Below are 20,169 nucleotides of genomic sequence, written 5' to 3' on the forward strand. Positions count from 1 at the left end.
TCGATGCCAGGATGTCGATTCCCCGGGCCTGGCCGGCGTGGTGGCAGCTCAGCCACCGACGTGGATGCCTGGTCGGCGAGCAGGGTCGGGTTCGACCTTGCGGATGATCTCCCGGACGACAGGTGGGGTATCGCCGCGGCCGAGGAGGAGGTACCGCAGCAGGTGCGCCACCGGGTTACCCTCGGACCACTCGAAGTGAGCATGTGGTCGGACGCCCATGGCATCGCGCAGGGCGAGCAGGATCGCGGCGATGGCGTTGGGCGCGGCGGGGGCGGTGGCACGCAGGATGCGGTGCCCGCCGACGTCGACGCCGGTGACGTGCAGGACACCGCTGAACTCCGAGGGGTCGACCACGTCGATTTCGAGGAAGAGCACGTCGGCGGCGCCGGGGACGGGGTTGATGCCGCGCTGGGTCCGTTCCTTGAGGCGATACTCTTTGGCGTCGCCGCTCTGGCGCCGGTTGGCGATCAGGTGCAGCCGGCCGTCGTGGACGAGGGACTCGCCGACGAACCGGCGGGCGGGCTCGTCGAACTCGACGCGTTCGGCGCGCAGCTCCGTGGTGCGAGAAACGCGGGAGATCAGAGAGACAGTGATGATCCCAGCGATGAACAGCCCGGAGATCGCGATCCCGTCGGGCTTCTCGATGACATTCTCGACAAGCGCGTATACCAACATGGCCGTCAGCACGGCGAACCCGGCGGTGGCGGCGCGTTGCCGGCGGCGCAGCGCGGAGATGGTGACCGCGACGGCCCCGGACACCATCATCGCCAGGATGCCGGTGGCGTAAGCGCCGGCCTGGGCGTCGACGTCCGCGGCGAAGGCGATGGTGATGGTGATGCTGATCAGGGTGTAGACGATGACCACGGGGCGCACGGCGCGCCCCCACTCGGGAGCCATGCCGTAGGAGGGCAGGTAGCGGGGCACGATGTTGATCAGACCGGCCATCGCCGACGCGCCGGCGAACCACAGGATCAGCACGCTGCTGACGTCGTAGACCGTGCCGAAGGCTCCACCGAGTCGCTCGTGGGCCAGATATGCCAGCGCGCGGCCGTTGGCCTCTCCGCCGGACTGGAACTCCGCAGCGGGGATGAGCACGGTGGTGACGAACGTGGTGGTGACCAGGTAGCCGGACATGATCACAGCGGCGGCGGTGAGCAGTTTTTTCGTGTTGCGGATCCTCGCCGCCAAGCGCTGCGCGTCGTCCACGCCCTCGCCCTCGCCCTTCACCAACGGCATCATGCTGACCCCGGTCTCAAAGCCGGACAGGCCCAGCACCAGCAGCGGGAAGGCCACGACCGCTGGGCCGACGATGTCGCCGATGCCACCGCGGCCGCTGGTGAGGGCATCGGTCCAGCCGCTAATAAGCGCCGGATCGCGGGCGATGTCGACCAGGCCCACGGCGACGATAGCGGCGTTGAGCGCCAGGAATACCGCGACCAGGGGAATCGCGACGCCGACGGCTTCATTGAAGCCGAGCAGGAACACCCCGCCCAAGACCAGCAGCAGCAGCACCGTCACCACCACCGCGGCGGCGGTGCCGTGCGGGAAGCCGTCGGGCAACAGCGGATTCTCCAGCAGGTGCACCGTGGCATCCGCCGACGACAGGGTGATCGTGATGATCCACGAGGTGGCCACGAACCCGAGCAGCACCAGGACGAACAGCTTGCCCTTCCAGAACGGCAACAGCCGCTCCAGCATCGCCACCGAACCCTGCCCGTTCGGGCTCTCCCGCGCCACCCGCCGGTACATCGGCAGCACCCCGAACAGGGTCAGCGCCACGATCAGCAGGGTGGCCAGGGGTGACAACGCTCCGGCCGCGAGGGCCGCGATGCCGGGCAGATAGGACAGGGTGGAGAAGTAGTCCACGCCGGTCAGGCACATCACCTTCCACCAGCTGTGGAGCGTGGCGTGCGACTCGCCAGCCTCCGGGCCTGCTGGCTGCACGCGGTGTTTGAGCAACCACCGGCTGATCGGCTTGGACGCGGGGCGTCTCGCCGCGGGCGCGTCGACGAATTCGGGAAGGGTTCTGACCGGTGGGCGGCCATCGCGGTGCTGGTCGCCGCGGGGCGACGGCGTACCGCCTGGCTTGCGGCTCGCCCTCGCGCCGGATCCCCGTTCGCTGTTCATGTCGGCTCCGTCCCTGCCTCGACCGCATCGCCGCCTCCCGCCCGCTGTGGCGTGGATCGCGCAAGCAGCAGACACAGTACCCACCCGCCATCGGACTCGATCCACCCCGACACAGCGGACCGAAATGTGATTCGGATGTGTATCGCAAGGAGCCTTGGTGGCACTGCCGCTGCCACCGACGGCGGCTGTAGGCCAGCTGCGATGATCACCGGGCGGGGGTGACCGCGGTCATCACGATGCCGGACTGAGGTCGCGAGTCCGAAGACGCCCGCACCCACGCCTCCCTGCCGGTTGGGTGAGTGAGGGGGCGCAGGTCGCTGCTATCGCCCGAACAACGGGTGGGCATTACGGTGGGACGTGGTGCCGATTCGTTGCGGGCGGTCGACTACTAGCGTTAGCCCGAGCAGCTTCATGTCATCTGCTTGGCAGTCCGCGATGGCCGTGCGCAGTGGCGAGTGTCCAGACGTGCCGCCCGCGTCGGCGCGGCCGTGGGCGATCAGGTAGTGGGGGCTGAAGGTGCGGGATCAGGTCCGGTCGACGGACTGGGCGGGCGACGCAACACCCGCCAGCTTCGGTGTCCGTCGACAACACGACCTCGTCGACCCCGGACAACCTGCGCTGCCGCTTGCGGACGATCTGCGGTTCGTACGTCCCGGCCCGATCGCGTGGCACATCGATCTCGACATGACCAATCGCCTCGGTCAGCACCGTCTTGGACCGGGTGCCGTTGCGGATGTTGCCCGACCCCACGCCAGCCGGGTCGTGCTTCTCATAGCCCAGGTGCTCGGTCATCTCCTCGTTCAGCGCGGTCTCGAGCACCGTCTTGGTCAGCTGCTTGAGCAGCCCGTCCGGGCCAGTCAGCGACAACCCCTGTTCCTTGGCCAGCCCGATCAACTCGGCAGCGGCCTGCTCCTCTGCCGAGGCTCGGGCCTCTTTTTCCGTCCAGTCACCCCGTTCAATGTCGCGATCATCACGCCACCTTCCTCGCCGGGCACCACGCCCGGCGGGTCAGGCCGGAAAAACCGTTAGATTCCACAGTCCCCACGGTCCTCGCCGGTGCCGGTGGGGCGCCGGCACCGGCAGCCCGGTGTCGAACAAAGGTTTGCCGGTGAACGATGCGGCCATGGTTAAGAGGCGCGACATGTGCTGGCGGCCTGCACACCCGGCGTACCCGGGGTACGTCGTGTGACGTGATGCGCGGAGAGGGTCCGACGATGATGCGCGCGACCGGGTGCCTGGGCCACCGTAGCCCGTGAATCGGCTGGTGGTGGTGTGGGTGGGGAGCGGCGGTGTGTCTCTGGCACAGGTTGGTGGGGTTGCCGGCAGGGCGGCGGGGGAAGTGGCTGGTGCTGGCCGGTTGGCTGGTCGCTCTCGGGTTTTTCGGCTGGCTCGCCGGCATGGTGGGCAGCGTTCAGGACAATGACGAGACGAGTTGGATGCCGTCAGGGGCTGAGTCGACCCGGGCGGTAGAGGTGGCGCAGCGGGAGTTCGGTAGCGGCGACACCGTCGCACTGGTCGTGGTCTACGTCCGCCGCGGCGGGCTCACCGAACGGGACCGCGCTGTGGTGGACCGGGACCGCGCCGGCCTGACGGGTCTCGGCGACGGCCCGGTGTCCGGGCCGGTGGAGTCCGCCGGCCGGGAGGCGGTGACGCTGACTGTCCCCGTCGCCGGCCCCCGGCTCGACAGCGGCGAGGTCGACGATGTGGTGGACCGGGCGCGGGCAGTGGTTGATGAGGGGCTGCCGGCAGCACTCGACGCGGAAGTGACCGGGCCGGCCGCCTCGCGGACGGACGCGGTGAGGGCGAACGGTGCGGTGGACAGCGGGTTGACCGTGGCCGCTGTCGGCGTGGTGGCGATCGTTCTGTTGGTCACGTACCGCAGCCCGCTGTTGTTGGCCGTGCCGCTGCTGTGCGTGGCTGCCGGAATGGTCGTCGCGCAGGGCGGCACCTACCTGGCCGGGCGGGCTGGGGCGTTGGTGTCCGGTTCGGGGTCTGCCCTCGTGGTGGTGCTGGTGTTCGGGCTGGGCACCGACTACGCGCTGCTGCTTGTCTCCCGCTACCGTGACGAGCTGCGGCGTCATCCGGACCGGCACGCCGCGATGGCGGCTGCGCTGCGGAAGGTCTGCCCGGCGGTGCTGGCTTCCGCCGCGACGATGGTCCTTGCGGCGCTGGCGTTGTTGGCCGCAGAGATGACCTCCACTCGTGGGCTCGGGCCGGTGACGGTGGCGGCGGTGATCGCCGCTCTGTTGGCGATGACCACGCTGCTGCCGGCGGTGTTGGTGGCCACGGGCCGGTGGGTGTTCTGGCCGCGGGTGCCCCGGCCGGCCAACGGCGTTATCGAGGAGCCCCGCCATCGGAGGTGGGACGCGATCGCGACTCTGGTGGCACGCCGGCCACGCCGGGTCTGGGTGCTGACCACGCTGGTGCTGGTCACCGCGAGCGCCGGAATCTCGGTGCTGCAGGTCGGCACGCTCGCCGGGGCCGACAGCTTCACACGCAAGCCGGACTCCGTACGTGGACAGGAGCTGCTCGCCGCGCACTTCCCCGCCGGCACCGCCGTCCCCGCCATGGTCTACACGTCACCCGGTGTGGCAGACCAGGTGGCGGTAACGGCACGGGACACGCCCGGAGTGGCCGCGGTACGGCCGACCGAAGGGTCGAGTTCCGGCGAGTGGGTTCGGATTCCGGTGGTTCTGGATGCCCCACAGGCCGGCACGGTGGCCCAGGAGACGATCGAGCGGCTCCGGGCCCGGGTGAGCGTTCGGGACGGTGACGCCCTGGTCGGCGGCCAGGCGGCCACATTGCTGGATCAGAACCGGGCAATGAACCGGGACCTGACCGTCATCGTGCCGTTCATCCTCGTAGTCGTCGCGTTGGTGCTGGGGCTGCTGCTGCGGGCAGTGCTCGCCCCGTTGCTGCTACTCGCTTGCACTGTGCTTTCGGCGGGTGCGGCACTGGGGGGCGCCGGGCTGCTGTTCCGGGCGCTTGGGTTCCCGCGCACCGACCAGACCGTACTCACCCTCGGGTTCCTGTTCCTGGTGGCCCTCGGGATCGACTACACGATCTTTCTCATGGCCAGGGCGCGTGAGGAGGTGGAATCCCACGGACATCGCCGCGGGGTGCTGCGCGCTCTGACCACGACCGGCGGCGTGATCACCAGCGCCGGGGTGGTGCTGGCGGCGACCTTCCTGGTCCTGACCATCACACCGGTTGTGCTGAACATTCAGCTCGGGCTGCTGGTGGCGCTGGGCGTGGTGGTCGACGCGCTCGTCGTCCGCGTCCTCCTGGTGCCTGCGATGGCGGTCTGGGTCGGCCGCCGGATCTGGTGGCCGGGCCGGCTCAGTCGGGCACCGCAAGCCCACCTTGATAGGCGAACACCACCAGCTGCGCCCGGTCCCGTGCGTGAAGTTTCGACATCGCACGACTCAGATGGGTACGGACGGTGGCCGGGCTGAGCACCAGGCGCTCGGCGATCTGGTCGTTCGACAGCCCGGCCGCCACCCACCCCACGACCTCGCGTTCCCGCTCCGTCAGCACCGACAGCCGCGGCTTCGGACCGCCCCTGCTGAAGGCTGGTCCGGCAAACCGCGCGATGACACGCCGGGTGACCGCCGGTGACAGCAGCGCCTGCCCGGCTCGGACGACCCGCACCGCCTGGAGCATCTCCACCGGTTCCGCGCTCTTGAGCAGGAAGCCCGAGGCGCCCGCGCGCAGCGCGTCGAAGACGTACTCGTCGAGGTCGAAGCTGGTCAGCATCACCACCTGGGTGCCGGCCAGCTCGGGGTCGGCGACGACTCGGCGCAGCAGCTCGATGCCGTCCAGCACCGGCATCCGTATGTCCATGAGCACCACGTCGGGCCGCTGTTCCCGCACCACGGCCAACCCGAGGCCGCCATCGGCTGCGGTGCCCACCAGTGCGATGTCGGGCTCGTCCTCGACCAGCATCCGCAACCCCATCCGGACCAGGGGCTCCTCGTCAACCACGACCAAGCGGATCACCTGGTGATCCATGTGCCATCTCCCGCCCCCGCCACCGGCAGAACCGCGTGCACCTCGAACCCCCCGTCAGCTCTGGCCCCCACGGAGAAGGTGCCACCCACCCCTGCCACCCGCTCCCGCATCCCGATCAGCCCTCGCCCGGGCGTACTCCCGGGGGCGGGTCCGCGTCCGTTGTCGCTGATCGTCACCGAGACCCCGTCTTGCCCGTACGCCACTCGGACGGTGGCCCGGTCGGCCGCGGCATGCCGCACCACGTTGGTCAACGCCTCCTGCACGATCCGATACGCGGCCAGCTCCACGGCCGCCGGCAGCATCCGCCGCGGGCCCCGCACGGTGAGTGTCACCTCGACCCCGACCTGGTTCACCGCCTCGACCAGCTCGGGAATTCGGGCGAGGTGCGCCACCGGCCGCCGATCCGGCTCTGTGCCGGGCCGACCCTCCGGCTCCGGTGCCTCCAGCGGCGCCAACGTGGCCCGCAGCTCCTCCAACGCGTGGCTACTGGTCTGCCGCACCGCCCGCAACGCCTCGGCGGCACGCTCTGGCCGCCGCTGCCACACATGAAGGCCCACCCCAGCCTGCATGTTGATCACTGCAAGGCTGTGGCCCACCACGTCGTGTACCTCCTGCGCGATCCGCAGCCGCTCGCGGTACACGTGCTCACGCCGTTCGGCGTCCGTCGCCCGCGCCGCCACCCCGCGGTAGCCTCGCACGGTCGTTCCTACCAGCCACGGCACGACCAACCACACGACGGCCAGCGGCCCCACCCCGAACGCCGGCCACGGCGTTCCGCCGCCCCACCAGGCGACCGGAATGTAGACGCCGACAGCAGCGGCCAACGCGACGAGCGACACCGGATTCGCGCACCAGGCACCGACCGAATACGCCGCCACCGAGGCCAGCTGGAGAATCGAGCTGTACGGATTACCCAGTGCCAGGTAGGCCAACGTCGCCGCCAGTGACACCCCGAGCGCCGCCACGGGCCAGACGCGATGCAGCACCAACCCACCAGCCGCCACCCCCACCAGCGCGAAACCAGCGACTCCGAGCCGCAGCCCCCGATCATTGGCCGCATCGGCCGCCCCGAGCTCCGCCAGCGCACCCAGCGTCACCGCGAGCGCGCCGTCGACGGCCAAGACCGCCCGCACACCGCCACGGGAAGCCGTCGCCCACCACATTGCTAGCCGGTCCACGGTCTCGACCGTACGCAACCATCACCTCAGCCGACGTCATCGCAGCGACGTAACCAGGGTCAACAAAATCGACAGCCAGATCGGTCCGGGCATCGGAATCACCGCTGCGCCTCGCAACGCCTGGACACCGCTCCGCCAGGAGGAATTGGGTTCGGGGCCGCGAGCGTAGGGATCGACCGGCGTCGGTAATTCGCCGGCCTTGACCTGGGCGTCTCGCTGATCGGCCGGGCAGCGGCCGCCTCGACAACTCGCCGACCCGGTGCTTCAGGCGTCGGCGGGGCGGTACTGCAAGCCGTCTACACAGGGCGTCAGGACCGCGGTCGTTCAACAGATCGAGCAGGCGGCTTCAGCAGGACGGTGGCCGGACTATCCCGCAATCCGCCCAGCCAGCTGACCAGTGGACGATAGTGGCGACAGCGCTGCCAGGCGTGACGCGAACAGGAGCATGCCACTGTCACTCGCCGCTGGCGGTGTCGTACCACTTGCCTTGAGCCAATGTCGTGCGCTGGGTACGTCGATTCCATCGTCGGCTCCCGGACGTGTCAGTTCTACAGTCCGAGCCAGCTGAGCCACAGCAGGACAACCCTCTCCGCCGCCACGCAAATCCAGCGTCTCTAGCACCGCGAGTAGCCACCGCCTGGAGCCGCTGAGTTCGACCCGACTGACGACCGGGCCATGCGCTTGGTGCCTGTTCCCCGGTTGGTGGAACGTGCACGGCCAGGTTGGTGACGACAATCAGAAGACGCCACAACATCGTCGGAGGCGCCATGTCGCAGTCGCCCAGCCCGCCCGGGCCCGCCGAACGCCAGCCGACTGTAGGCCATGGGGGCGCGCCCGGATGGCGGCCGCCGGTACCGCCTGTGCCCCCTGCCGCCTCTGCTCAGACAGGCCCGAGGTTGAAGCCTGGGACTGTTCTGATACTGGCGGCTGTAGGCGTGCTGGTCATGTGCTGCGTCGGCGGAACCATTCTGACCGCCATCGGTCTAATCCTCGGTGACGCCGCACCGCCGGAAGGCTCTCAGGTCAGTCCTACTACCGCTTCAGGGACATCGGCCGGCGCTCAGGTCGCGGAACCTGTTGTTACCGCTCCTTCGCCCACCCGGCTACGCGAGACGGTTGGTACGCCATCCGCGGAAGCGACACGTGGCGCCGCATCTGAGCCACTCTTGCCCGCCTACGAGGTCTTCGAGCGACGGGATGTGAGCGGCGGGTCCGGCGCTCGCCGTCTGGCTATCCGCGCGGAGCTTCACGTTTTTCCGGTGACCAGGCGGCGGGTTACGGATGTGGCGTCGCAGATCGTGGAGAGCCATCGAGGGCAGGGATGGCAAGCGCTGTCGGTCGTGATCACTTACGACCGGCGAGAAGTTGTGCCCAGCTTTGCCGTGTTCGAGTGGGCGCCGGACGGACGTTGGTCGGATGCCGCGACGGGCGACGGTAGGTCATGGCGGGGTTACGAGCTCAACTCTGTGCAGGTTCGGGAGAAGCTAGTGCAGCCGAACGAGTGCAGGGTGCCGACGGAGCAGGCTTATGTGCTGAATGCCGAGTTCAACGACGTGACCGAGGACAGTGTTGAGGTCAGTGAGGAAGCCGTGTTGGCGGACCTGGCCAAGCGGCACCATATCTCGGCCGCCTGCGGCCTCGTAGCGCTGAGGTGAAACGGACTGCCGCTCGCTGACAGCCGCTTCCTCGCGATGGTCTTCCTGTAGTAGAGGGTTCTGGTTCGGCAAGCTGCTCGGCCGGGCCACGTCTGGCGGGCGCGTGCAATCTAAGGGGCGCGGCGCCTCACCCTTCCAGCAACGCAATCTCATACGTCCCAGTCCGATGCGCTCACGGCGACCGGCCAGGCTGTCTTCGCCGCGGTGCCACCCGATAGAAGCCCGAGAGGCTGGCTCAGCCCCTCGCCTGCAAGGTGTTCAACGGTCCGCCAGCGTGCACGGCCTCGGCCAATTGCCTGCCTGCTCAGGCTCGCTTGCGCCGCTCGGCGTCCGACCCCCGCCGGGGGAGCCTGGTCGCGATTGTCAGCCAGTGCCAGCAGGCTTCGTCTTGTGCGCTCTAGCACGGCCCGCTCTGTCGCTCATTCCGTCCGTCACGGTCGCACAGCAGCTTGTTTGCTGACTCGCTGCTGACTCCGCCTAATCCGGGCTGGCAAGCACGCCCCAGCTCATGGGCCTGGTCGTGGTCGTAGTGCTGGACCCTATGGGTTGCCGGTGTGAGTCGGCCTCACGTCATGACGGCCGAGGTGATGGTCCCCGGAAGTAGGCTCCCTCGCCGTGACCACAACACTTTCGATCATCGCCGTCGTTATCAGTGCCGTCGCATTAGCAGCGTCGTGGTGGCTCGGCGTGCGCAGCGCCAGAGCAGCAGAGAGCAGCGCTGCCGAAGCCAGAAAGGTAGCCCAGCTGGAACTCGACCGGGACCACGAGGCTTACCGGCCGCCGCAACCGCACAACCCGCGCTTTGAGATGTCGACCAACCCCCGAACCGGCGATCACAACCTCTCCTTCGTGTTTACACCGTCACGCAGCTACCGCATCTTGGGCGAATCCCTGGAGGGAGGATCACGTAGCCCACTCTCGATGAACGGAATGGTGCACCCCGCCGGGCAAGAGGTGCGGGTGTTTGTACAGACAATTCGTCCGGTGCGCGAGACAGCCTCGGTGGAGAAGCTGCGCCTCAGGTTCTGGCCTCCTGCTGCTGTCGACGAAGGTGTAGAGCACTGGACATGCCGCTGCGGCCGTCCGACGGCTTCCGATGGGCCGGCACACTGGGAGTGGCTCGTGACGGTCGAAACGCCCGAAGATCCGGACTACGACATCATGGAGACCATCGGATAGCTTCCAATGTCGCCGGACGTGACCGTCACCCCGGAGGTCAGTCTCGATGGATGACATCTCGCTTACAAGCTCTGTGCGTCGCGTCCGCACCCGTCCGGCACCGGCTGCACGCTCGGAGCTTCGTCCGTGTTGGCACCTGTCAGCGTGCCGCCGTCCGGCGGCGTTGCTGTCAGCGTTGCTGTCGACCGCCGCTCCGCCAGCGACCCAGGCCGACCCGTCATGGTCCGGTCCCCACGCACGCATGTCGTCGCGCAGGTGAGCCGAACGCGGGTGTGCAACGATGATCGGCATGTCGACTCCACGAAAGGGCAATGCCGCGTAGGCGCCCCCGCACAACTGCGTGCCGACTCGATCTTCCGGCGACCGCTTGATGGGTCAACCTCTGTCGTCCCCGGGCTCTCGGTTCGGGGTCTGAAAGCCATCGCCTACCTCGAACGCACCCGCCTCTGGAACCAAGCCGTGTGTGATGCACTGCGGACCTGGTCATGGTTCGTGCGCCACCCCTGGCATCGCTTGTGGGATTCGACCGCCGGGTGTGGGGTGATGGAGTGCTGTCCGAATCCGCCCGAGCTGCGCTGGATCCTGGACGTCGCCGTTGCGGTCCTGCCACCGAAGGATGCCCGAACTTTCCGCAAGCAGATCGCAGCCCTCGATGAGCAGTGGTGACACGCCGCAAGGGCATCTCGTCGGCTCGGGCGCTTTCGACCCGTCGTTCATGACCCCCGTCGGGGGGAGCCGGATATGGCTTATCAACGGCTGTGGTTCGCGATTGCGGGACGTGGTTGGGTGCAGGGGGGACGCGGTCTGACGGTGTCTCAGGTTTCAGGTTCGCGTCGCTCTTGCTGCCTCCCTGCTGCCTCTCTGCTGCCTGAGGGCAAGCAGTCGGCACGCCGATAGTCTCACCCGCATGTCTGAGCCCATCACCGAAACCCAGCGGACGTACGACGCCATCTCGACGACGTACGCTCGGGTCAACTCGACCATTGACCCCAGGCTCCTGGAAGACATTGCGCTGCTGACCGCACGCCTTCCATCAGGGGGCATGGTGGCCGATGTTGGTTGCGGTCCCGGCCGCGAGGTCAAGCTCCTGCGAGAGCGTGGCTTGCGAGTGATCGGCTTCGACCTGTCTCTCGGGCAACTGCGGACCGGTGGCATGCCGGGCGTCGCCCAAGCCGACATGCGGCAGCTTCCTCTACGGTCTGGAGCAGTTGACGCTGTCTGGTGCCAGGCAGCCTTGTTGCACATTCCCCGTAAAGCGGTACCCGCAGTCCTCGGCGAGTTCGCTCGCACGATTCGTCCCGGCGGCCAGCTTTACCTGAACGTGACGGAAGGCGACGGCGAAGGCTGGGAGACCGCATCCAACTACGGCTCGAACCGCAGACGCTGGTTCACCTTCCACCGCCTGCCGGATCTAACCGCCCTGCTCGTCACGGCCGGCTTCAAGGTGCATCACACGAGCCAGACCCGGTCTAGCAGGACCTGGCTCGCCCTACACGCTCACCGACTCGACACGGACGAGTGAGCACTCGTTCACAAGGCGCTTTCGGCGAAGCTCGCCGTGTCCGCAGACGTCCACGGGGTCCGGGTGGCGAGGCGGCACCCGTCCGCACTCGTCCGTCCTGGGCCGCTGCCGTTGATGTCAGGGCTGATGTCATGCCGCCGCTGTTGCCCGGCATCCTGTCCGCTGGTGGGTGATGATGACCCCGTCGGGGGGATACGTACTCAATCTGTTGCCTGTTGGCGACGGGTGGTGGTCCTCGCCAACGAGCAGGTGCCGGCCGTCATCGCTTAGCGTTCGGGACCGGCCCGCATCGAGGCTCGCGCTGCCTTCCTGCTGCCTCGCTGCCCGAAGCCTTGCTTACGAGCTCAAACCCCCGCCGCGGATGCGGTCTCAAGCTGTCGGCTGCTGCTAACTGGTGGCATCTCGCGCCCATAAGCAGGTGCCGGGGATGTCCCCGGTCCCTGCTGGGAAGACGCCCGGGGCAGCCACTTCCGATCACTGCGAGTTTGCTTCTAGTTCCTCAAGGTAGAGGTTCACAAATTGCATGGTCTCAACAAAGCTCTCCGATCGGTCAGGCAAGGGGTCGCCCCGTCGGAACGCGCCGAGACAAGCCAGCCCTTCACTCACTGCTATGTACCGCGTCCGGTACTCGCTTTGACGAATGTCCTTCTCCGGCCCTCGGTAGAACCGGAGCATTTTGACGGATTCGTCCAACCGCTGTCGGACCTCGCCATTGACAATATCAAGAGCTGCGGTTTCGACAGCGAGCACAAACGCTTGTCGTTGCTGCCGCCATGCCTCAATCGCGGCATCGTCTTGTGATCCGGGCTCGGCAACTAGCTTGTCGGAGCCTACTGGGCGGGCAATTTGCCTCTGCGTCCTCGCTTCTCGTCGTTCGTCCGGGTCACGCCCCAACAGCAATAGGTTTGTCAGCCCCTCACTCGCCTTGCCCGACGCCGCTACCGCGCGGGACCGGCGTTCATCCTCCAAGGCCGAGGCGCGAGCCCGTTGCTCAGCAGCACGAGCATCGGCGCGCTGCTGCCTGAAGGTCCAGACAGTCACGCCGCCGGTGATGACACCGCCGACGAGGACTCCGACCAACGGGAGGATCAGTTCGGTAAGGGACGGATCTGCAGCGGAGGGCTCCATCTCAATACGATATGGCTGTCGATCCGGATGCGCAGCCCCCAGTCCTCGACAAGGGCTGACGTGGTTGCCTCCAAGCTAAGACGAGGATCAGACTCCGCATAGGGCCCTACGCGGTTGGCCGCTTATTGAAACCTACTGCCCTAATTGCCCGCTTCCCGACGCTCGTCCACGCATGGTCGCCTCTTGCTGTAGTGGTCCGGTGAGCGGCTGATCTTAAGTTGCACCGCGCGTGCATGATGGCTGGATGGCGTGGGAGTGGCTAAACCCCGTTACGACTGCCGTCGTCGCGGTCACGGGCGTGGCGGGCACGGTATGGGCGGCAACGGTAGGTCGACGGGCGCAGACCGAGGTGGCCAAGGCTCAGAGCGATGCAACTCTGAGGCTTGCACTCCTCGAAGAGAAGCGGTTGTTGTACGCCGAGTTCCTCGGGCTCGCGGACCTCGCAAGGACCAAGATTTCGTCGGAGCGGAACCGAGAAAAAGCCCTAGTTCAGCTGGTGGGTCGGGACGAGCCGGACGAAGACGAGATCCAGCTTGAGGGCGGGGCCACTGACGTCGAGCTTCCCCTCGATGTTGCCGAGTTATTGGCCGAGATGTCCAGCCTGCGCATGCAGATTATGATCCTTGGCGGGGCGCAAATGGGACACAAGGCAAGTGATCTATTTTCTGCAGTGCGGGAGTATGCAAGAAGGCGGACCCAAGAAGGCGATGTGATAGTGGTAGCGGTCTCTGTAGGGCAGGCAATGCACCTAGACGCAACTTTGCCGTAACTCACGACCTGCTGCGATGAGATAGCTGCGTCGAGCACGGCAATCGCTAAAGGACCTAACGAATCCCCGGCCGACGCGGATAGCATCTTCTGCGCTGGCCAGGGAATTCGTCGTTTTGGTCCTCGCTAAAAGAGGACTTCACCTGCAGACGTAGGCTTCCGCGGCTTACGATCAGCAGCGCCGGAAGGAAACACAGCGCCTGCGCTACTCAGTTCGGCGATCGAAAATACCGGTCCAGAAAGTATCGTGGACAACAGTTGTTCCTGCTCCGGTTCAAGCGCAACAAGTTGAGTAAGCGCGGAGAGAAGTTCAGAGAACTCAATCGACCACTCGCCCGGCCAGGAAGCCACGTTCACATCGTCAAGGGGCGAATTGCGCCTGCCTTTGGGCTTGGCGAGCCGGTATCCCACCCAGGAATCGATGATATTGCTCCCGCCGACGGTGTAGGCGCGAACCTCCGGGATAACAGGTCCCCATTTCCCGGTACCCACGCCCAGGATCTGAGTATTCGGATCATAGTTAATTCGCTCGGGCATCTGGCGAACGGGGGTGATGTAGCTGGGGTGGACGAGGCCGTCGGCTACGACGGAACGCACGTCGTCGGCGCCCGAGGGATGCGCGCCGCGAGTGCCGAAGGTATGTAGCCAGACAACCAGTCGGCCCAGCGCTACAGCTCGGTCCCAAAGCGCTCTTATTTTAGTGATCGGGACCCGGACCCCGGGCGTCTGCAGCTCTTTATCAAAGCGAGCAACGAAACCCCCATGCGAAACGACACCGGCGATGTAGTAAGTCAAGTCTTCCGAGGCGACTCCAGCACCCAGGTTATCCTCCAGTGCTGCGAGGAGCCCGGGGGAAAGATTGGGAGTTCCATCTGGGTGAAACATCGGGAGTGCACGTCCACCGCCGCTGCCTCGGAAGAAGTGAGCGTCCGGGATCAATGCAGAGAACGCAAGCCCAGGTCCGGCCTTAGGATGCTCCGAATGCAGTTCGACAGTGAAGACCTGGCCGGGAGGTAGGCGGCCCCACCACAAATCTGGAGATGGCTGAATAAGCAGGCGACTATCTGCCGCTATCCACTGACGGTCAAAGGCCCGGTAACCGACGCGGACTACTTTGGGGTTGGGAAGCACCACGAGGCCCCCAAACGGTTTCCCCGTGTCCCGTTCGGTATCGCTTCCGGCGAGTGGCTTTTTGGTCTTACTGAGACTAGAGTCGCGCCCCTCGCCGAACATCCGGGACTTCTTGATCGGGTCTCCTTCCTGCACCAAATACCTAAGCCGCTCTTCAACGATGTCGCGCGTCGGGCCGTAGACCCAAGCGTGTCCGGCCATGATGCCAGCGGCTTTCCACGGGTAAAGCTGGTCCATCGCCGGGTAGGTGTCCCATTCGGAATCTGCGCTAGGTGTGAACGGGTCCGTCCATCCAGATCGCACCGTCTGCCACCGGCTATCTTCGAGAGTCAGAGAGGCGAGCTGGGCGAACTTCTCCTCTCTCGTCCCGGTAAGGGCGACATACTTGATACCTGCTGGCGTGACGGGATTACTGTCACCAGAGCGAAGAAAGAGGCCGATCGCGACAGGCGTCTCGATGTTGAAGACAGCGCTCTTCGCCGGCGGCTGCTTACCTTCGGGGGTCAGGTTGATGATCCAGCCGTGGGAGCATTTTTCCCTGATGTACCTGCGTAGGCCTTTGAAGCCGGGCCCCGCTAGATAGCCGGTCGCTGTAATGAAGCACACAAGGCCTTTGTCGCCGTCTTTCACGTCCGGATAGTCTGTCGATTCGAACGTCTTCCAGAAAGCCCAACGCCAGAAATATACGTAGAGGTTGCTCAGGTGACGCTCATGAAGCCCGTTGCCCTGCAGGCGAAACGCATCGAGCGGTGCCTCACCGGTTCTCGGATCGATCCCGCTTTCGATCCAGCCGCCCATGCCGCCGGCGTGGTCCTTATACGGAGGATTGCCGATGCAGACATGGATATTGCGTTCCCGCTTCATCTTGTTGGCCAGCTGTCGCTGTTTGGCGACTAACTGGAGCGTGTAACTGAGCTGGGCACTACTCGCGCTGGCTGGGTCCTCCAACGTGTCAGCTACGTAGAGATTGAGGCCCTTTGCAGGGAACTCTGCGCCCGAATCCGAGATTGCGGATGTAACCCGCAGTTCCGCGACCGAAAATGCCCCGGATTGTAACTCCATGCCATATAGCCGCTCTACCGCGTTTGCCACTGCCTCTGGCGCAGCACCTGGTCCGTACTGAGCTGATGCCTCGGTAGCTACATGACGCAGGACCGACAGAGGATAAGTTCCTGTTCCCATCGCCGGATCTACGATTGCGACATTGGCGCTGCGCAGACCTTGCGGCTGTCCTAAATGCTTACGTAGAGCCTGGTCGGATAGGCCCACCATCGCATCAACGATTTCAACCGGAGTGTAGTAGGAGCCGGATTTCTTTCGCTTGACCGGGTCGTACTCAGATAGGAAATGCTCATACAAATGGAGGTAAACATCGCTACCCCCGGCCGCAACGCGAGGCCAGTCCACTGCGGCAAGGACGCGAGTGATCATCTCTACGCCGAGCCACGTCGGGCTATTGCGAACATGCTCAGTCAGGAGGTTTAGTGCACGAGCCATAAGCGAGTGCCGAGCTTCAAGGCGCTGAGAGACGTCATAGAGACTCTGCTTGGCGACGTCGATGCCGTCTGAAACTGCCAACAGCAGTGCGAATGTCACTGTCTGAGCATACCCATCGGCGAATTCCGCGTCTGTGGCGTTTGGGAAAAGCATGGCACGCCAGTCCCGGGCAATGCCAAGGAAAGGCTGTTCCTCAAGCGGCGCGCCGGCCTTGGTTGCGCGTCGCTCGGCCTTGAGGGCTAGTTGAACTTCCTCACGAAGCATTCGTGCGAGAGGAGCCAGGATCGTCACCAGCCGAGCAACGCTCATAATGGGCGCAGGCTGCCATTGCAAGAACGAGTTGACGAGCAGCTCGAAGCGAGGAGGCGCAGTTAGCCGGCGACCGGGCTTGCTCAAGTCTTTGGCGTGTAGGTGGACTGGCTGATCAACCAGTTCTCCGTACCTCCAGAGACGCCATTCGATTCCGTTGGTATGGAGCAGGTTGGGCAACTCTTTGAGACGCTGCCACTGCCTATAGTTGTGAGTGGTGGAGCCGTAGCTGCTCGGATCAAGTGAGGTACCTGGTGCCTTGAGCTCAATGTAGCCGGTCAGGAGGCCGTTTACTCTTACTCCGAAGTCCGGACGGACGGTCCCGTCAAGTTCCGTGACCTCGTTATGGGCGGTGACGTTCAAACCGGCGGCAGTCCCCACATTTTCAATGAACGTGGCTACCGGTCCGATCAAAAGCGCCTCTCGTTGTCCTGGACCTGACAGTTTCGCTGCAGCGCTAGCACCGAAAGCCGCAATCAGGTCGCTGAAGCTCGTCACCGCTGTCTCCTCGTTGATCCCTGCTGCCCCGAAGCCGTGGCGTGGACTCTAGTCGGCTGAAGCCGACCGGACGATCCCACCAAGAGTTGGGGTCGCTCCTCGGAAAGCCTCTCCGGCCTGGACTCACTTCCCGCCATCCCGTATGCCGTCGACCCGCCCTCCTGGGGAGCAGGCTGCCGCCCGGCCCGCCAGGTCAAGCGGACCTTGACGCCCGAACGGAGGCTGGCGGGTCGGGCGGTGGTCTGCTCGGCTTGTCCGGGTCGATGGCAGGCGGGATGGCCGACCGCAACCACCCACGGACCGCGACCCGCCAACGGCGCCCCGGCCATCCTGGAGCCGGAGCGCCCCCGCCGGAGGCGCAGTAACTGCAACCCCGCGACCACCGCCAGCTCGCCGACGCGGCCGGCGTCCGCTCCCCTACGCCGCGCGGGCTCGTGACCGCGCGGCCCGGCCGGCTGCCGGCCCACCACACCACCGGTCAACGGTCTATCGTTCTGCGGCGGCCCTCCGGGCTTCCCGCTCTCCGCACCAGCCGCCGGGCATCAGGCGTGACGGCCGCAGAGCGACAGCGGCCAGCGGCCGGCGCGCGCCCTGGCGGCGGCGCGTGCGGCCCGTTGCGGGCCGCCTTGAAGACGTACAGAAACTTTGAACCACTCGCCGGCAGGCGGCCGTGTCGTGCCCCGGCTGATGCTTTACACGTGCGTCCCACCAGATGCTTGACATGATCGTTCTGGCCGAGGCGCTAACTTGCTCGGGTGAGCTACGAAGTGTTCGTCCAGCGGTTTGTGCAGGGCGATGCCGCCCCAATGGAGGGTGGCGCCTTCCTGGCCGTCTTTGAGCCCCGCGTCGACCGACGGGAACCTCAGCACAGCTACTGGCACATCAGCGCCGACGACGGCGGCACAGCGAACGTCTACGCCGCCCTTGCCGGCGACACGCTCGACAGTCTCATGATCAGCCGGTTCTCCGCCGGTGCCGTTCTCGACATGCTCGTCAAGTTCATCGGGCTCGCGGATGCCGTTGTGCTTCCACCTGGCTGCCCCACGTTGCTCGCGCACGAAGGGCAGCGACACCACCTTCCCGAGGAGCTTCGCGCCGACGCTGTGGTCGTCCAAGCGGGCGCGGACGTAGAGCGCGTCCTCCAGAGCTGCTAGGCGATGTGTGAAGCATGTGCTGGGATGGATCTGTCAAGCGTGTGGTGGGACTAGACAATCACCGGTAGCCGTTCCGGGCCGACCTTGGCCGGCGCGACACACACCCCGCCCGGCCGTTGCGATCCGGCAGCCGCCAGCGAAGCTCTGAGCCGTCACCTCGTGCGCGTGCCGTGGTGACCGTCAAACGAGGGCCCCGCCAGCCGTCTGGGTGACTGTCGCTCACCGGCCCGCGGTTGCCCGTCTGGCCGACTCGCACGGTTCCTTTTCCTACCACCACCCGACAGGCGATTAGAACGTCTGTACGATCAGGGGGTGGGAAAGGAGTTGGTATCGCGCTGGTGGAACGGTGTCTGGGGACGCCTGACTCGACGTGACGTGTGGCTTGCCCGTGAGGTTCGCTGGCACGTCATTGCCAGGGCTGGCGACTCAGAGACGGGCAAGGTGCTCCGGTGGGAGTTCGACACCGAAGACGACGCCCGACAGATGGTGCAACGCCTCACGCGCGCTGACGGCGGCCAGTGGCGCGAGATGAACGGCGCCGCTACCCACCCGCCGGCCTGATACCTGTAAGGGGCGCAAGACCTCCGCCCCCTACTTCAGGCACTTCGTGATCTAAGCAGTGGTGGGCTGGGTTGGGTTGGCGGCGGTGAGTTCTTCGATATCGAGGAGGTCGACGGGGCGGCTGAGTGCGGCCTTGTAGCTCAGGAGTTCTTCCAGGGGCATGACGGGCAGGACCATGCCGAAAGCGGTGCGCGACGTTGAACGAGTGAAGTCGATGTGCTGCCGCACCCACCGGTGAGCGATTCGGTCGAAGAGCTCTGGCTCGCTGGATGTGTCGCCGATCTCGATGCGTACGGGCCCGTAGTCGATCTTCATGAACCGTAGCTTCCAGGAATCGTCCTGGTAGTCCTCCGGCCCCCAGACGGTGTGCTCGGCGATCTCGGCGAGGAAGCTGTCTGCGTCGGCCAGCGGGGCGTAGAAGTCCAGGTCCACGATGGGACGGCGGCCGCCATAGGCGTATGCCGCAAGGCCACCCACGATCTGGAACGGCACGCGGTGACGACGCAGGACGGAGACGATCCACGTCAGGGCCCTGTCGATGTCCCTGTCGTCTGCAAGCTGTCTCATGTGACTTGGTTTCCTCCTGGCGGCCCGTCAGCGGCTGCCGTTACCTGGTTGTCGATCGTTCTGGCAAGCACTTCGTGCGAACACCCTCAACGGGTACGCACAGCGGCCTCGGCCCTAGCCGGGCAAAGATCGGCTCGCACGTGCCCGCCGCACCACGGCGGCAGGTCGACAGACCAGATCCGCCACCCGCCTCGGTCTCTGCGAACCTCGAACCGCAACGGGTTAGTCGTGCCGGCGAGCATCGTGGGCCCGTCCCACCACACCGCTTGGACTTGCTCGGTGACCGTGGCGCGGTCGTCGCCCTGGTGCTCAACGACGCTCAGCCCGGTAGTCGTGATCTTCGAGAGTGCCTTCTCCGTGCTCTCGATCACGGCCCGGTACTCGCGCCACTGCCCGAGCAGCTCGTCATGCCGCGGCTTCGCCAACACACGTGAGAGCCCCAGCTCCTCACCGGCGCTTAGTTGCAGCACCCACACCAGCGCGGCCTGCTCCGGCGTGGCACACCGGCCGATGTCTGCGCGCCAGGGTCAGGGCCACTGCCATCACGTACCGGTCGTAGGAGACGTGTTTGCTCATCCTGCCCTCCTGGTATGAGGGGCATCGCAGCCGGGCCACGCACGGTCATCCGACCACCACAGCCCAGGAAGAGTCCCTCCCTCCACACGTGGGTGCTGCCGCCATCGCCGCCGCACACAATCATGCGCTTCGTGGGCCAAACCCCACAGGTTCTTCTGCCTGTGCGGGCCGGTCTTGTAGTCGGCGGGTAATCGTCGATGGGGCGGGCCGCGACGGCGAATACCCCCGCGTGCGAGGGGCAGAACCTCGCGATTCGGGTTCCGCCCCCGATATTCACGCAGCGGAGCCAGGCTGACCCACCTACCCTT

Annotated in this window: 15 protein-coding genes and 1 pseudogene; 8 read left to right on the forward strand and 8 right to left on the reverse strand. The window is 66.0% G+C overall.

The features are described from left to right. Positions 1-48: 48 nt before the first annotated feature. Together ACSNOA_RS22180 and ACSNOA_RS22185 are read right to left on the reverse strand one after the other, a co-directional pair. Positions 49-2,127 carry an amino acid transporter gene (locus ACSNOA_RS22180; protein WP_436661049.1) on the reverse strand — a complete coding sequence of 693 codons (2,079 nt, stop codon included), beginning with the start codon at positions 2,125-2,127 and terminating at the stop codon, positions 49-51. 582 nt (positions 2,128-2,709) lie between these two features. Next, positions 2,710-3,098, reverse strand: a pseudogene (locus tag ACSNOA_RS22185) (transposase); the annotation flags it as partial. A gap of 375 nt (positions 3,099-3,473) precedes the next feature. Here ACSNOA_RS22185 and ACSNOA_RS22190 point away from each other — a divergent pair. Beyond that, positions 3,474-5,582, forward strand: a complete 2,109-nt coding sequence (locus ACSNOA_RS22190; protein ID WP_436661050.1) for an MMPL family transporter — start codon at positions 3,474-3,476, stop codon at positions 5,580-5,582. On the opposite strand, the gene ACSNOA_RS22195 is transcribed toward ACSNOA_RS22190, so the two are convergent. Further along, entirely contained in the window at positions 5,467-6,126 is a 660-nt protein-coding gene (locus ACSNOA_RS22195) for a response regulator (protein ID WP_436662409.1), read from the reverse strand. The genes ACSNOA_RS22190 and ACSNOA_RS22195 overlap by 116 nt on opposite strands. Next, a complete protein-coding gene (locus ACSNOA_RS22200; RefSeq protein WP_436661052.1) occupies positions 6,123-7,334 on the reverse strand; it encodes a sensor histidine kinase in 1,212 nt (403 codons plus the stop codon). The genes ACSNOA_RS22195 and ACSNOA_RS22200 overlap by 4 nt, the downstream gene beginning before the upstream one ends. A 1,265-nt stretch (positions 7,335-8,599) precedes the next feature. Here ACSNOA_RS22200 and ACSNOA_RS22205 point away from each other — a divergent pair. The 4 genes from ACSNOA_RS22205 to ACSNOA_RS22220 all read left to right on the forward strand — a co-directional run bounded on the left by ACSNOA_RS22205 (position 8,600) and on the right by ACSNOA_RS22220 (position 11,672). Beyond that, entirely contained in the window at positions 8,600-8,971 is a 372-nt protein-coding gene (locus ACSNOA_RS22205; RefSeq protein ID WP_436661054.1) for a hypothetical protein, read from the forward strand. 615 nt (positions 8,972-9,586) lie between these two features. Then, complete coding sequence (locus tag ACSNOA_RS22210; protein ID WP_436661055.1) at positions 9,587-10,150, forward strand: hypothetical protein; 564 nt, start codon at positions 9,587-9,589, stop codon at positions 10,148-10,150. A 126-nt stretch (positions 10,151-10,276) separates the two neighbouring features. Continuing rightward, positions 10,277-10,816 (forward strand): hypothetical protein, encoded by a 540-nt coding sequence (locus tag ACSNOA_RS22215; RefSeq protein WP_436661056.1) that lies wholly within the window; start codon positions 10,277-10,279, stop codon positions 10,814-10,816. 241 nt (positions 10,817-11,057) lie between these two features. Then, complete coding sequence (locus ACSNOA_RS22220) at positions 11,058-11,672, forward strand: class I SAM-dependent methyltransferase (protein ID WP_436661058.1); 615 nt, start codon at positions 11,058-11,060, stop codon at positions 11,670-11,672. Positions 11,673-12,146: 474 nt separating this feature from the next. Here ACSNOA_RS22220 and ACSNOA_RS22225 read toward each other — a convergent pair whose 3' ends face one another. Next, on the reverse strand, positions 12,147-12,800 hold the full coding sequence (locus ACSNOA_RS22225) for a hypothetical protein (protein ID WP_436661060.1): 654 nt from the start codon (positions 12,798-12,800) through the stop codon (positions 12,147-12,149). 244 nt (positions 12,801-13,044) lie between these two features. Here ACSNOA_RS22225 and ACSNOA_RS22230 point away from each other — a divergent pair, with 244 nt between their 5' ends. After that, complete coding sequence (locus ACSNOA_RS22230) at positions 13,045-13,569, forward strand: hypothetical protein (RefSeq protein ID WP_436661062.1); 525 nt, start codon at positions 13,045-13,047, stop codon at positions 13,567-13,569. Positions 13,570-13,694: 125 nt separating this feature from the next. On the opposite strand, the gene ACSNOA_RS22235 is transcribed toward ACSNOA_RS22230, so the two are convergent. Beyond that, entirely contained in the window at positions 13,695-17,003 is a 3,309-nt protein-coding gene (locus tag ACSNOA_RS22235; RefSeq protein WP_436661063.1) for a type ISP restriction/modification enzyme, read from the reverse strand. Between the two features lie 755 nt (positions 17,004-17,758). Here ACSNOA_RS22235 and ACSNOA_RS22240 point away from each other — a divergent pair. Then, entirely contained in the window at positions 17,759-18,157 is a 399-nt protein-coding gene (locus ACSNOA_RS22240) for a hypothetical protein (protein WP_436661065.1), read from the forward strand. Positions 18,158-18,469: 312 nt separating this feature from the next. Beyond that, a complete protein-coding gene (locus ACSNOA_RS22245; protein WP_436661067.1) occupies positions 18,470-18,718 on the forward strand; it encodes a hypothetical protein in 249 nt (82 codons plus the stop codon). A 51-nt stretch (positions 18,719-18,769) separates the two neighbouring features. On the opposite strand, the gene ACSNOA_RS22250 is transcribed toward ACSNOA_RS22245, so the two are convergent. Together ACSNOA_RS22250 and ACSNOA_RS22255 are read right to left on the reverse strand one after the other, a co-directional pair. Continuing rightward, positions 18,770-19,285 carry a hypothetical protein gene (locus ACSNOA_RS22250; protein ID WP_436661069.1) on the reverse strand — a complete coding sequence of 172 codons (516 nt, stop codon included), beginning with the start codon at positions 19,283-19,285 and terminating at the stop codon, positions 18,770-18,772. Between the two features lie 86 nt (positions 19,286-19,371). Continuing rightward, the gene (locus tag ACSNOA_RS22255; protein ID WP_436661071.1) at positions 19,372-19,761 is read right to left on the reverse strand and encodes a hypothetical protein; all 390 of its coding nucleotides are present in this window, start codon (positions 19,759-19,761) and stop codon (positions 19,372-19,374) included. Positions 19,762-20,169 lie beyond the last annotated feature (408 nt).

This window comes from Micromonospora sp. URMC 103, from assembly GCF_051386435.1.
In the GTDB taxonomy this organism is placed as follows: domain Bacteria; phylum Actinomycetota; class Actinomycetes; order Mycobacteriales; family Micromonosporaceae; genus Micromonospora.

Coding starts and splice junctions, on each gene's coding strand:
- ACSNOA_RS22180 (WP_436661049.1), bottom strand. CDS start 2,127: ATGAACAGCGAACGGGGATCCGGCGCGAGGGCGAGCCGCAAGCCAGGC.
- ACSNOA_RS22220 (WP_436661058.1), top strand. CDS start 11,058: ATGTCTGAGCCCATCACCGAAACCCAGCGGACGTACGACGCCATCTCG.
- ACSNOA_RS22225 (WP_436661060.1), bottom strand. CDS start 12,800: ATGGAGCCCTCCGCTGCAGATCCGTCCCTTACCGAACTGATCCTCCCG.
- ACSNOA_RS22230 (WP_436661062.1), top strand. CDS start 13,045: ATGGCGTGGGAGTGGCTAAACCCCGTTACGACTGCCGTCGTCGCGGTC.
- ACSNOA_RS22250 (WP_436661069.1), bottom strand. CDS start 19,285: ATGAGACAGCTTGCAGACGACAGGGACATCGACAGGGCCCTGACGTGG.